Origin of the sequence: Idiomarina xiamenensis 10-D-4, assembly GCF_000299895.1 — a bacterium.
In the GTDB taxonomy this organism is placed as follows: Bacteria; Pseudomonadota; Gammaproteobacteria; order Enterobacterales; family Alteromonadaceae; genus Idiomarina; species Idiomarina xiamenensis.
The window spans coordinates 20,466-34,054 of record NZ_AMRG01000004.1; the positions used below are offsets into that span (position 1 = coordinate 20,466).

Genomic DNA, 13,589 nt, shown 5'->3' on the forward strand with positions numbered 1-13,589 from the left:
AACCAAGCAGGTCACGCGCCTGCCAGCAATGGAGGCATGACCATGGCGTCGATAGCGACAACAGCGAATGCTCGGCCAGCACAATCCTATAGCGATGCCGATGCCATCGCCGAGGCCCTTATTCAAAGGCTAGGTAAGCGCATTGTATTGGGTCTGCCACTGGGTATCGGTAAAGCCAATCATGTCGCCAACGCGCTAGTTCGCCGCGCGCAACAAGATAGCCAATTGTCGCTGACCATCTTTACCGCACTGACTTTAGAAGCTCCGGCACTCAGTCAGGGGCTGCCGGAACGGTTTTTAAGCCCATTGCGAGAACGTTTATTTGGTGGCTATCCGGCATTACTGTATGCGCAGCTACAACGTCAGGGTCAACTGCCTGCCAACATTCAGGTACATGAGTTCTTTCTCAGCCCGGGCCGCTGGCTGGGGCAAGCACACGCTCAGCAGCACTATGTTTCGGTCAACTACAGCCAAGCGTTAGCCTTATTAATCGACTTGGGGGTTAACGTCATTGCGCAGTGGGTGGCTGCCGATGAACATTCAGCACAGGGTTTAAACCTGAGCAGTAATCCTGACCTGACCGTTGATTTGTTTCGTGCCCGCGCACGCGGTGAACTGGATTTTGTCGCGGTAGCCGAGCTGCATCCAAAATTGCCCGCAATGGCCGGTGAAGCGCGTTTGCAACAGCCTGAGTTCGACCTGCTGTTGCAGCAACACGATGCCCAATTAGCCTTGTTTACACCGCCCCTACAGCCGGTATTAGCCGTGCATTATGCGATAGGCCTACACGTTAGTCGGCTGATTGCCGACGCCGGTACGTTACAAATTGGTATTGGCGCCATCGGCGATGCCATTAGTCACTGTTTACGGCTACGGCAGCAACAGACCGAGCACTATCAGCAGCTGTTACAACAGCTACCAGCACTGCCCACATCGTTGACCGAGCATAAGCACCCCTTTCAAGAAGGCTTATATGCCTGTACCGAAATGCTGGTCGACGGCATGCTGCATTTGGTCAAGCACAACATCATTCGTCGTGAAGTTGATGGCGCCATTATTCACGCGGCTTTTTTTACCGGTAGTGAGGGCTTCTTTCAAACCCTTAACGAACTCAGTGAACAGCAACGTCAGTCGATCGCGATGATGTCGGTTAATTTTACCAACCGTGCCGATAGTGGCGACAGTGTTGGCAAACAACAACAGCGCCAGCACGCCCGCTTTATCAATAGCGCCATGATGGTCACCCTTACCGGCGCGGTGATCAGCGACGGCGTTGCCGATAGTCAGGTGGTTAGCGGTGTCGGTGGCCAATACGACTTTGTCAGCCAAGCGACACAGTTATCGAATGCACGCTCTATCATCACCCTTCCCGCCACACGCATGCGCGCTGGGCGGGTCGAATCGACTATTAAATGGCAATATCCGCATTGCACCATTCCACGGCACTTGCGCGATATATTTGTCACCGAATACGGGGTCGCCGATACTCGCTATCGCAGCGACGCCGACGTTATCGCCGCGTTACTCTGTATTAGCGATTCACGTTTTCAAGAACCGCTACGGCAACAAGCGGTGGCGGCAGGTAAACTGCCAGCTAGCTATCAGATACCGGCATCGGCACGTAATAACTATCCAGCGCGAATAAACGCTGCGTTGGCACAGCAGACCACATTACCGTGGTTTCCGCTAGGCACACAGTTCACGACTGTGGAACAGCACTTAGTAGTGGCATTGCAACGGCTAAATGAATGGCAAGGTAACCGTCGTTGGTTATTGAAACATGCGCCAGCGGCCTATTGGCGACAACCGGCTACCGCGTTCGAGGTAGATTGCTTAGCCCGTTTGCAGCTACAGCAACCAGGCTGGGGTAAAGCCCGCGTCGAGCGCGGGCTAGTGTTGTGGGCATTGCGTCAAACGGCTAATGAATAAGCGTTAACGGCGGTATTTCTCAAACCAAGCCAAGGTATACTCGACTTTGTTGATCAAGCGCGAGGGTTTACCCGCAATGCCATGCGGTGAGCCCGGAATACGTACCATGACGGTATCCACATGACGCAACTTTAGCGCCTGATAAAATTGCTCGGTTTCCGAAATCGGTGTGCGTCGATCAGATTCACCGGTCATCAGCATCGTCGGCGTAGTGACATTACCAACTAGCGATAGCGGTGAACGCTGCCAATAATGCTCAAACTCGTCCCACGGCATGCCCGGAAACTGGTTTGGGATCTGATATAAATAGCTGTCGGCGGTTAACACCTTACTGATCCAATTGATCACCGGTTTTACCACTACCGCGGCATTAAAACGATCAGTCAGACCAATCGCATAAGCACTGGCAATGCCACCCGCCGAGCCGCCGGCAATAAATTGATTATCGGTATCGATAAAGCCCTTCGCAATCAACGCATCGAGACCACTGTCATGGTCAGCATAGTCCTCTTTTGAGCTATATTTGCCATCTAACAATAAAGCAAACCGCTCGCCGTATGAGGTACTTCCACGGTGATTATCATAGAACACCACATAACCGGCTGCCGCCATACGTTGCATTTCGGCGCTGAAATAAGGGCCGTAAGCCAAGTGCGGCCCGCCGTGGATTTCCAAGATGACCGGATACTTTTTATTAGGGTCAAAATCAGGCGGTGTGATATACCAGCCCTGAATTTGTTCACCATCAAACGACGACTGATAACGTAACTCGTGCACCTCACCGAGTTGGCGATGCGCCAACACATCGTCATTCAACTGCGTCAACTGCGTCACCTCACCATCACGCCAAATAGCGATATCGGCTGGACGTTTAGCACTACCTTTGGTGTACGCAATGGTTTCACCAACACTGTCAAACTCGCCACTTAAATAAGGACGGCCAATGGTGGTACCGGCTACATCATCGACCACGTCAGTCAGCTCACCGGATAACGTCAAACGCGCCACTTTACGCTGTGCCTGATCGTCATACTGAATGAAGAACTGTTCGGCATCGAGCCAACGGTAATCGGCAACCGAACGGTCAAAATCACTGGCTAGTTGGCGCTGCTCGCTGCCATCGGCAGCCATCACGTTAAGCTTGGCATTACGATAAGGCACCGGCTTAGCGTGGCTACTCAAATATGCCAATTGCTGACCATCGGGCGAAAAGCGTGGTTGATACTCACGACCATCGGCGTCGGTTAACTGCGTTAATTGGCCATCTAAGGTGACCGCATAAAGGTCGCCCTGTAATCCCTGATATTCCCAATCCTTGTCGCGATTAGCCGAGAACAAAATTGCTTGGCTATCGGGGCGCCAAGTCAAATCGCTGCCATGCTGATAATCACCACGGGTCAGTTGGCGCGGACTGCCGCCATCGGCAGGTAGCACAAAAATATGGCGGAAGCTTGGCTCTAATATGCCTGCACCGTCGGCTTGATAGCGGGCACGATTGATCAATTTTGGCGGTGGTGCCCAATTCGCGCCCTGCGGTTTAGCCGGAAGCGACACACTCAACGCCTTATCGCTGGCGCCAACATTCATACTGAAGGCAAGCCATTGACCGTCTGGTGACCAACGTAAACCGCTGACACCTTTCTGTAATTGGCTAATGCGGGCGGTTTTATTTTGCTTGACCCAATGCATATAAAGCTGCGCGCTGCCATCACGATTAGCGACAAAGACAATGCGATCGCCGGACGGTGACCAACGCGCACTCGAGTATTGATACTGATCGGCAAATAACGGTGTGTGGCTGCCTTGCTCAAGGTCCAGTAACCACAACGTGCGATGGGTATTATCGTGCATAATATCGTTGCTATTACGCTGATAAATCAAGTAACGACCATCCGGTGATAGTTGCGGATCACTGGCGTACTCCAAGGCAAACACATCTTCGGCTTGCAAGCCTGCTGCGGTGTCGTTAGCAAACGCGGGTTGTGGGGCTAAAGCTAAGGTAGCGACGCTGGTGACACCCAGGCAGACCGCCAATGCGAGTTTTGACAACGATTGAGTGGTTCGCATGTTGTTATCCTTATAAATTTGCGATGGTTTCAGCGAGGCTACCCCGTGCCCACGCCTGACTCAAGTCGAATCACGTTCAATCGTCCGAGCAATACGGCAAATGGCAGCAGTGCCGGCAACGACTTACGCGCGCCATCGAAATAAGCGACTGGGACTAGTGGCCGGCGCTAGCGTCACCTCGCCTGCAGCCACAAACCCTAGACGCTGCAATACCGCGATTGAAGCTTGGTTATCTAACGCGGTCACGGCCAGTACTGATTGCAAGCCTAAACGCTGGCAGGCATCGTCAAGCACCGCTTGGCCCGCTTCCACGGCATAACCTTGGTGCCAAAACTGTGGTAAAAAGGCATAGCCTAAATCGGGCTCAGGGAGGCCCTCACGGCGAACCAATCCGCACATACCCATACACTGCCCTTGGCGGTCACAAACCGCTAACAGACCGAAGCCGTGCTGCTGATAACTGACGTGCAAGCGCTGTTCAATATAATCTGCCGCGCTGGCCAAATCGCTCACGCCACGTTCCCCGATATATTGTAAAAAGGACGGCTGCCTGAGTAGCGACAAGATAAACGCCGCATCGTCTGGTCGAAAAGTCCGTATGTCTAATCGGTTCGTATTGATCGGTGCAATTGACTGCCATTGCTGGCGGGCTTTTGTCGTGCTCATCTTTGCCTCTATCAGACTGGTAATTTTTATCATTCTTGCTTAGTCTGATAACAGTCTATATTGACTGCGCCAAGTGCGCAGCATAACTTTTCATCGTCGTTAAGGAGTCATGCGTGAAAGCGGTAGGTTACCAAAAGTCTTTACCCATCGAACAAGCCGATAGCTTATTGGATATCGATTGTGCCAAACCTACAGCCACAGGCCACGACCTGCTGGTAGAGGTCAAAGCAATATCGGTCAATCCGGTCGACACTAAAATCCGTCAACGCGCCAGTGCCGACGGCGACGATTATAAAATCCTGGGCTGGGATGCCGCCGGCGTGGTCAGCGCTGTCGGTGAGAAAGTCAGCCGTTTTAAAGTCGGTGACGAGGTCTGGTATGCCGGAGATGTGTCTCGAGCAGGCAGTAATGCTGAATATCAATTGGTGGATGAACGTATTGTCGGTTATAAGCCGAACAGTCTGAGTTTTGCCGAGGCCGCGGCTTTGCCACTGACCACCATCACCGCCTACGAATTACTGTTTGAGCGTCTACAACTGACTCGAGACAGCGATGGTGATGGCCGTGCGCAGCGATTATTAGTGGTCGGCGGCGCCGGTGGGGTTGGCTCTATCTTACTACAGTTGGCGCGACAATTGACCGATGCCACCATTATCGCTACCGCCTCGCGCACTGAGAGCCGTGAGTGGGCGTTACAGCATGGCGCCGACATTGTCATCGATCACAGCAAGCCGTTAGATGAAGAATTAGCCGCGCATGGTGTTGACCCGATAACCCACGCCGCCTGTTTGACTCATAGCGGTCAACATTATGCCGCCATTATTAATGCCATGCAGGCACAAGGACGCTTTGCCTTAATCGATGACCCAAGCGAGCCGCTCGATATTAGCCTGATGAAGCGTAAGTCGATTTCGTTACATTGGGAATTTATGTTTACTCGTGCGTTGTTTAACACCGAGGACATGGCCGAACAACACCGTTTATTGTGCGAGGTTGCCGATTTAGTCGATGCTGGCCGAATTAAATCAACGCTGGCGGCAAACTTCGGCAAGGTCAACGCTGACAACTTAAGGCGCGCTCATCAGCAATTAGAGAGTCAGTCGACTATCGGCAAAATCGTTTTAGAATTTTAGTCGTCCGAAATTAACAAACTTGCTCGGGACGTAAGCTAAACTCGGTAATATCTTTACCTTTAGCGTCCCGATAGGCAAACACCACGGCAACTTGGTGTTGACGAAAAATAGCCATTGCCTCAGCTTGACATAGCTGCTGAGCCATTTGCCGACGCAACGAAGCTTCGATTTGTGGCAAGTTTAAGCGATCGACCTGATCTTTCGGAAAGGTGTAATAGTAATAAAATCGGTCATTATGTAACCTTACACTGTCTAATCGAACTTGCAGGGTTAGCATGCGCGGCCCCTGATAATTAATACGTGCAGCCTTTTCTAATAGCTGCTGACGCAACTGGCTCTTTTCTCGCTGCGCCAGAAACGACTGAGGATAACCACTTAACCAAAGTAAACTGGCAATAACGACCAGAGCCACCACGCCTAGCAGAATAAATGCGAAGAACTTTTTGCGGTCGCTGACCGTTGGCGTGGTGCTGGGGGAGTTTTCGGCAGACATAGGCAGTACCCTCAAAAACCGTTAACTATTTTATTTTGTTACAAAACTACGGCGCCTTAGCGCGAAAAGCAAGGCGCTAAGCATTTTACAAACATACATGTATGTATGTATAATGCCCGACAGTCTAATGCATCACTCGGATGTGCACTTTTTTTTAAGTTAGTTGAGGAAACCCTACATGCAGCAAAGATCACTGATTGCGCCCCTATTTGCGCTATCGCTAGTGAGCACCGCATTGTTGTCCGCTTGCGGCACAGCAGAGCAAGGTGCCCAGCAACAACAGCAACAAGCCGTCGAAGTTGGCGTAGTGACATTAAAAACTCAGCCCGTTCCTTTGCGCACCGAGTTACCGGGCAGAACCACCGCCTATCGGATTGCCGAAGTTCGTCCACAGGTTAGCGGTATTCTGTTAGAACGCCACTTTGAGGAAGGCGCGACGGTAGAAGCTGGGCAGCAGCTGTATCAAATCGATCCAGCCACTTACGATGCCGACGTGGCGAGTGGTAAGGCCGCAGTCGCCAGTGCCGAAGCATCGTTAAAAAGTACTGAAAACACTTATAAGCGATACAAAAATCTGTTGAAAGACAAAGCCATTAGTCAACAGGAGTTCGATAACGCCGAAGCCACCTATTTAGAAGCGAAAGCTCAGCAACAGGTCGCTCAAGCGCAACTAAAAACGGCCCAAATCAACCGCGAATTCACCGAAGTAAATGCGCCAATCAACGGCATTATTGGACGCAGTAATTTTACCGAAGGTGCGTTGGTAACCGCATCTCAAGCACAACCATTAGCAGTCATTCAGCAACTCGATCCGATTTATGTTGATATTAACCAATCGAGTAAAGCCTTTTTACGATTGAAGCAAGAAATCGAAAAAGGACGTGTACAAGCTAATAAAAATGGTAATGCCGAAGTCGATTTGCGCTTAGAAGCAGGCTTACGTTATAGCCACAAAGGCGAATTACTGTTCTCTGAAGTCGGCGTTAATGAAACCACCGGCACTATCTTGTTACGGGCACGTTTTCCTAACCCCGATGGTGACTTACTCCCAGGTATGTTCGTGCGTGCCATCGTTAACGAAGGCACCGTACCTAACGGATTACTTGCTCCACAGCAAGGTATTCAACGTGACGTCCGTGGCCGCCCGATCGCTTTAGTGGTTAACGGCGAAGGCAAAGTCGAACAACGGCAAGTAGAAACCGCGCGCGCTATCGGCAACCAATGGCTAATTAGCTCAGGCTTGCAAGACGGTGACAAGTTAATCGTTGAAGGTATTCAAAAAGTGCGCCCGGGAGCCCCAGTTAAAGCGGTTGAAGCCGACTTGGGTAACAGCCAACAAGGCAATGGTTCGCCACAACAGCAGTAAAGGATTCAGTCAATGGCTCAATTTTTTATTAATCGCCCGATTTTTGCCTGGGTTATCGCCATCATTATTATGTTGGCGGGCGCTTTGGCACTACGCGGATTGCCGGTGGAGCAGTACCCCACCATCGCGCCGCCATCGGTAGAAATTCAGTTTACTTATCCCGGTGCTAACGCACAAACTGTGCAGGACACCGTCACGCAGGTTATCGAGCAGAACATGAATGGTCTCGATAACTTCATGTACATGTCGTCGCAAAGTAACGCCGGTAGCGGTTCTATTACCCTTACCTTCCAATCGGGTACCGATCCAGATATTGCTCAGGTACAGGTGCAGAACAAGCTGCAGTTAGCCACGCCGCTATTGCCGCAAGAAGTTCAGCAACAAGGTATTAGCGTCGCTAAAGCGAGTAGCTCGTTCTTAATGGTCGCGGCCTTGGTGTCTGAGGATGACCGTTACGACAATACCGATTTGAGTGACTACATTAACGCCAACATTAAAGATCCGGTATCACGGACTACCGGTGTCGGTAATGTGCAGTTATTCGGTGCCCCCTATGCTATGCGCATCTGGTTAGACCCAGAAGCACTGACCAACTTTGGTATGACCACCAATGAAGTGGTAGCCGCGATTCGTGTGCAAAACAACCAAGTCGCCGCCGGTGAGTTGGGTGGTGCGCCAGCGGTCGAAGGGCAACGTTTGAACGCGACTATCATCGCGCAGACGCGGTTAGAAACTGTCGAAGAGTTTGAAGACATTTTGCTACGTGTTAACTCGGACGGTTCGCAGGTCCGTTTACGCGATGTCGCGCGAGTCGAAAAAGGTGGTGAAAATTACGCCATCGTCGCACGTTATAACGGTAAACCCGCTACCGGTTTGGCAATTCAGCTAGCACCCGGAGCAAACGCTCTGGATACCGCCGAAGCAGTAAAAACCACCCTCGATAATTTGAAAGCGTACTTCCCAGAAGGGATGGATTTGGTGATCCCATACGACACCACGCCGTTCGTACAAATATCCATTACCGAGGTTGCTAAGACGCTGATCGAAGCCATTATTTTGGTGTTCTTGCTGATGTATCTGTTCTTACAGAACGTTCGCGCCACCATTATTCCAACACTGGCGATTCCGGTGGTGCTATTAGGTACCATGGGTATTATGGCGGTGACCGGCTTTAGTATTAATACGCTGACCATGTTTGGTATGGTGCTATCGATCGGTTTGCTGGTGGATGACGCCATCGTTGTGGTCGAAAACGTCGAGCGTTTGATGTCTGAGGAAGGCTTATCTCCGCGTCAGGCTGCGATTAAATCAATGGGGCAAATTACCGGCGCCTTGGTCGCTATCGGCCTAGTCATGGCAGCGGTATTTACGCCAATGGCATTCTTCAGCGGTTCTACCGGCGCCATCTATCGTCAGTTCTCACTGACCATTATCGCCGCGATGGGACTCTCGGTGATGGTCGCGATTATCTTCTCACCAGCACTGTGTGCGACAATCCTGAAGCCTATCGACAAAGACCATAAAGAAGGTAAAGGTCCACTGGGTTGGTTTAACCGTCAGCTAAACAAATGGACAGAGCGTTACACTAACAGCGTCGGTGCTATTTTACGTCGCACCATTCGCTTTAGTCTGATTTACGTTGGTCTATTTTTGATTCTGGGTTTCTTGTTTGCACGCTTACCCAGCTCATTCTTGCCCGACGAAGACCGAGGTGTATTCCTGACCCAGATGCAACTACCGGTTGGGTCGACGCAGGAGCAATCGGTTGCCACCATGGAAAAGATCGAGAACTATTATCTGAACGAGGAAAAAGCCGTGCGTTCAGTGTTCTCGGTGGTGGGTTTCAGCTTTGCCGGCCGTAGCCAGAATGCCGGTATCGCTTTCGTGCGTTTAAATGATTGGGACGAGCGTCAAGCTGACGATATGTCGGTGCAAGCCATCATTGGCCGCGCCATGGGCAAATTCAGCCAGTTGCGCGAAGCCATGGTGTTTGCCTTTAACCTACCGTCAATCCCTGAATTAGGCACGGCGACAGGTTTCAACATGTTCCTGCAAGACCGTGCTAATTTGGGTCATGACAAACTGTTAGAGGCGCGAAACCAATTGCTGGGCATGGCCGCTCAAGATCCGCGTTTAAGCCAAGTACGTCCAAACGGGTTAGAGGACACCGCGCAGTTTGAAATCGATATTGATTACGAAAAAGCCACGGCGCTGGGTGTCAGTATTGAAGACATCAATAACACCTTAAGTACCGCTTGGGGTTCGTCGTACGTCAACGATTTCATCGACCGCGGCCGTGTCAAACGCGTTTATGTGCAAGCCGAAGCCGAGTTCCGTATGTTGCCGGAAGATGTGGATAGCTGGTATGTACGTAACAACGCCGGTGAAATGGTGCCCTTTGGCGCCTTCTCAAGTAGCGATTGGACCTTCGGTCCGCAACGTTTAGAGCGCTACAACGGTGTGCCAGCGATGGAGCTACAAGGTGAAGCTGGACCGGGTTATAGCTCCGGTGACGCGATGTTAGCCATGGAAGAGTTAGTGGCTAAATTGCCAGACGGGATCGGCTACGAATGGACCGGCACCTCGCTACAAGAGCGTATGTCTGGTGATCAGGCACCGATGCTGTATGCCATTTCATTACTGGTGGTATTCCTTTGCTTAGCAGCCTTATATGAAAGCTGGTCAATCCCGTTCTCGGTCATGTTAGTGGTGCCACTGGGTATTTTGGGTGCGGTATTAGCCACCCTCATGCGCGGTTTGGAAAACGATGTCTATTTCCAAGTAGGCCTATTGACCACTGTCGGTGTATCGGCACGGAACGCCATCTTGATTGTTGAGTTCGCAAAAGACTTACAGGAACAAGGTAAGTCATTGCTGGAGTCGACCATCGAGGCGGTACGCCTGCGTTTACGTCCGATTTTGATGACCTCATTTGCGTTTACTTTCGGCGTACTGCCGCTGGCATTAAGTAGCGGTGCCGGTGCAGCTAGCCGTAACGCTATCGGTACTTCGGTTATCGGCGGTATGTTAGCCGGTACGGTGTTGGCCATCTTCTTCGTGCCACTGCTTTATTATGTGGTACGTAAGACCTTCCCACCGAAGGAGCGCGAAGAGTAAAAATCTGGCAAGTGCCATTTTAAAATCGATAAAGCATGCTACTGTTAGTCATTATTCCCGACTGTTGCACTAACCGTCATGCTTTATCGATACTTCTTTATCCTCATTGCTATGGCCAGCTTATTGGTTGGCGTACAAGTCCCCCACTATGTCGATCAATATCAGCAACGCATTGACGCGCATTTGATCGAAGTCGGTATTCATTTAAAAGGCTTTCAAGCCATTGCTGATCAGTTTTACGATGGCGATTTAGACCAACTTATCGCTTATCATGAGCAGAGCCAAGACGATGTGTTTGCGGCAGAAGCGAAACCATTGCGCCAAATGCAGCAACGCTTTCAATACCTGCAGCAACAACAACAAGCCCTACAAACGCACTTAGCAGGGCAAATACAACACATCATCGGTCATCCTGATCGCGATATTTTGCGCGAAACATGGCGCCAATATAAAGCCGTGGTGCCGCTAACCGGAGAAGCTATTGGCGCTGGCTTCATTATCGCTTTCTTGTTATTGCTCATAGTTGAATGTGTTTGTTTTGTGCCACGCCGCAGACTACGCCGCAACAGGGAAAAGCGATTATTTCAATCGGACTCAAAGTTGTTGTAAGACAAAACTGTTTGATGTTATTTATCGTATAATCAGAGCCAGAATTTTACTCAGAGATAGATGATTTGCTGCACTTTATTAGTGATTTGCCCGACAGTTATCAAGTCCTGTTAAATTGTACTCACAGTACAGGCTTGGTATTGCTGTCATATTTAGTTGCCGTAGCCGCTTCGGTACCGGCATTAAACTTGGCTGAGCGTGTTGCCGAGAAACAACGTCCCGCCATCAAGCAGCTATGGCGCGGCGTTGGTGCATTAAGTTTAGGCGGTGGTATTTGGGCCATGCACTTTATTGCTATGTTAGCCTTTGAACCGCCAGTTCCGTTTACCTTCGAGCCGACACTAACCATCTTATCGTTGGTTATCGCCATCGTTATTTGCTACGTGGTGATGTGGGTGATCGGCCGCCCTGAATTGTCGTTACCCTTAGCCTTCGTGGCTTCGGTTTGTGCCGGTATTGGTATTGCCGGTATGCATTATACCGGCATGGCAGCGATGCAATCAGTCGCGCAACAGTTTTATCGCGGTGACCTATTTGTATTGTCTATTCTAATTGCCATTGTGGCATCCTTTGCGGCGCTATTGCTGGCTAATTTTTTCCGTGGTCGTAGCGGTCCCAAAGTCAACGCTTTTAAAGGATTGGCTTGTGTCATTATGGGTGGTGCTATTTGGTCGATGCACTTTACCGGCATGTCGGCATTAACGTTGGCAGTACCTGCCGATATTGAAATTAATACCATCATCGATAACACCGCTGGCAACGTCTCCATGGCGATTGCCATCGCCATCACCACAATACTGATTATCGCTGCTTCAGTGATTGCCATGCGTGTGGTCAAGTTCCTCGAACAAAAAGACCAACAGTTGAAGCAGCTAACCCAACATGACCGCTTAACCGGTCTGCTAAATGGTGAAACCTTCGCCAGCTTACTGAATGAGCGTCTGCTAAAAAGTCAGCGCGGCGCTATTAGCCCCTTTACCTTATTATATGTTGATTTAGATAACTTTCATCGCGTCAACAATAGCCTTAGCCACACCGCCGGTGACCAAGTTATTTTAACCACTAAACGTCGTATTCGTGCGGTATTATCAGATGACGACTTACTCTGTCGTCTGGTTGGCGACGAATTTTTAATTTTAAAGAGTCTGCCGTTTAATAAAGACACTCAAGACACCGCCCGACGCATTGTCGAGCAACTCAGTGCACCTTACGAACTGGATGACTTTAGAATCAAGTTATCGGCGAGTATTGGCGTCGCACATGCGCCTCAACACGGTCACGATTACGATACCCTACTTCGTAGTGCGCACATTGCTATGCGTTATGCGAAAAAATCTGGCGGTAACAAAGCCACACTATTTGATAGTTCTTTAAATCAGGAATTACAGGATGATATTGAACTGGAGCATGATTTACAGGTAGCCATCCAGCAGCAACAGCTCACGCCCTACTACCAACCGTTAATTAATGCCCGAACGGGCGAGGTTGTCGCGTTAGAGGCGCTGGCTCGTTGGCAGCACCCACAGCAAGGTTTTATTAGTCCTGAGCGCTTTGTCTCATTAGCCGAAAATGCCGGTTTTGTTAGCGATTTAGACAATGCCATATTTACTCAAGCGTGTGCCGATGTTAAGCAACTCCGCAACATGGGACACAGTCGTTTACGGGTATCAGTAAACTGCTCAGCCTTGAATCTAACCAATGCTCACTTACCCGAATATATCGCAAATACGTTAAAACAAAATCAATTGACTGCCGACGCACTCACCATTGAGGTTACCGAAAATGCGCTGATGAGTAACCTGTCATTAGCGATTGATTTACTGAGTAAGATCCGTGATTTAGGGGTGCGGGTGTCGATTGACGATTTCGGTAGCGGTTATTCATCGCTGGCCTATTTGTCAAAACTACCGGTCGATACACTAAAAGTTGATCGCTCTTTTATTCAGCATATCCCGAAGCAGAAACAAGATATGGCGATTACCAATGCCATTATCGCTATGGCCCATAAACTTGATCTAAAAGTGGTTGCTGAGGGCGTCGAAACCATCGAACAGCTCGATTTTTTACGACAAAACGATTGTGATGTGCTGCAAGGCTATTATTTTAGTAAACCATTGCCGTTACATAAGCTGACGCAATGGTTGGCTGACTATCGACCAACCAATAACGTCCGTAGCCTACGTTTGTAACGTCACTGACTAAAAGCAAG

The 13,589-nt window shown here is 50.1% G+C and carries 9 protein-coding genes; 6 read left to right on the forward strand and 3 right to left on the reverse strand.

Going from position 1 to position 13,589, the window contains the following annotated elements; all coding sequences use genetic code 11:
• Positions 1-42 precede the first annotated feature (42 nt).
• A complete protein-coding gene (locus A10D4_RS03805; protein WP_008487851.1) occupies positions 43-1,929 on the forward strand; it encodes an acetyl-CoA hydrolase/transferase C-terminal domain-containing protein in 1,887 nt (628 codons plus the stop codon).
• Between the two features lie 3 nt (positions 1,930-1,932).
• Here A10D4_RS03805 and A10D4_RS03810 read toward each other — a convergent pair whose 3' ends face one another.
• Positions 1,933-3,996, reverse strand: coding sequence for a S9 family peptidase (locus tag A10D4_RS03810; RefSeq protein WP_008487852.1), 2,064 nt, complete (start codon positions 3,994-3,996; stop codon positions 1,933-1,935).
• 123 nt (positions 3,997-4,119) lie between these two features.
• Positions 4,120-4,662 carry a GNAT family N-acetyltransferase gene (locus A10D4_RS03815; RefSeq protein WP_008487853.1) on the reverse strand — a complete coding sequence of 181 codons (543 nt, stop codon included), beginning with the start codon at positions 4,660-4,662 and terminating at the stop codon, positions 4,120-4,122.
• 113 nt (positions 4,663-4,775) lie between these two features.
• Here A10D4_RS03815 and A10D4_RS03820 point away from each other — a divergent pair, with 113 nt between their 5' ends.
• A complete protein-coding gene (locus tag A10D4_RS03820; protein ID WP_008487854.1) occupies positions 4,776-5,795 on the forward strand; it encodes a zinc-binding alcohol dehydrogenase family protein in 1,020 nt (339 codons plus the stop codon).
• Positions 5,796-5,805: 10 nt separating this feature from the next.
• Here the strand turns inward: A10D4_RS03820 and A10D4_RS03825 are convergent, their stop codons facing one another.
• Complete coding sequence (locus tag A10D4_RS03825) at positions 5,806-6,288, reverse strand: hypothetical protein (protein ID WP_008487855.1); 483 nt, start codon at positions 6,286-6,288, stop codon at positions 5,806-5,808.
• A 178-nt stretch (positions 6,289-6,466) separates the two neighbouring features.
• Between A10D4_RS03825 and A10D4_RS03830 the strand changes: the two genes are divergently transcribed.
• From A10D4_RS03830 to A10D4_RS03845, 4 genes are all read left to right on the forward strand, one after another.
• Entirely contained in the window at positions 6,467-7,654 is a 1,188-nt protein-coding gene (locus A10D4_RS03830; protein WP_008487857.1) for an efflux RND transporter periplasmic adaptor subunit, read from the forward strand.
• A gap of 12 nt (positions 7,655-7,666) precedes the next feature.
• Positions 7,667-10,771 (forward strand): efflux RND transporter permease subunit, encoded by a 3,105-nt coding sequence (locus A10D4_RS03835; protein WP_008487858.1) that lies wholly within the window; start codon positions 7,667-7,669, stop codon positions 10,769-10,771.
• A 78-nt stretch (positions 10,772-10,849) separates the two neighbouring features.
• Positions 10,850-11,380, forward strand: coding sequence for a DUF2937 family protein (locus A10D4_RS03840; RefSeq protein ID WP_083849610.1), 531 nt, complete (start codon positions 10,850-10,852; stop codon positions 11,378-11,380).
• A 140-nt stretch (positions 11,381-11,520) separates the two neighbouring features.
• The gene (locus tag A10D4_RS03845; protein WP_202801430.1) at positions 11,521-13,569 is read left to right on the forward strand and encodes a putative bifunctional diguanylate cyclase/phosphodiesterase; all 2,049 of its coding nucleotides are present in this window, start codon (positions 11,521-11,523) and stop codon (positions 13,567-13,569) included.
• Positions 13,570-13,589 lie beyond the last annotated feature (20 nt).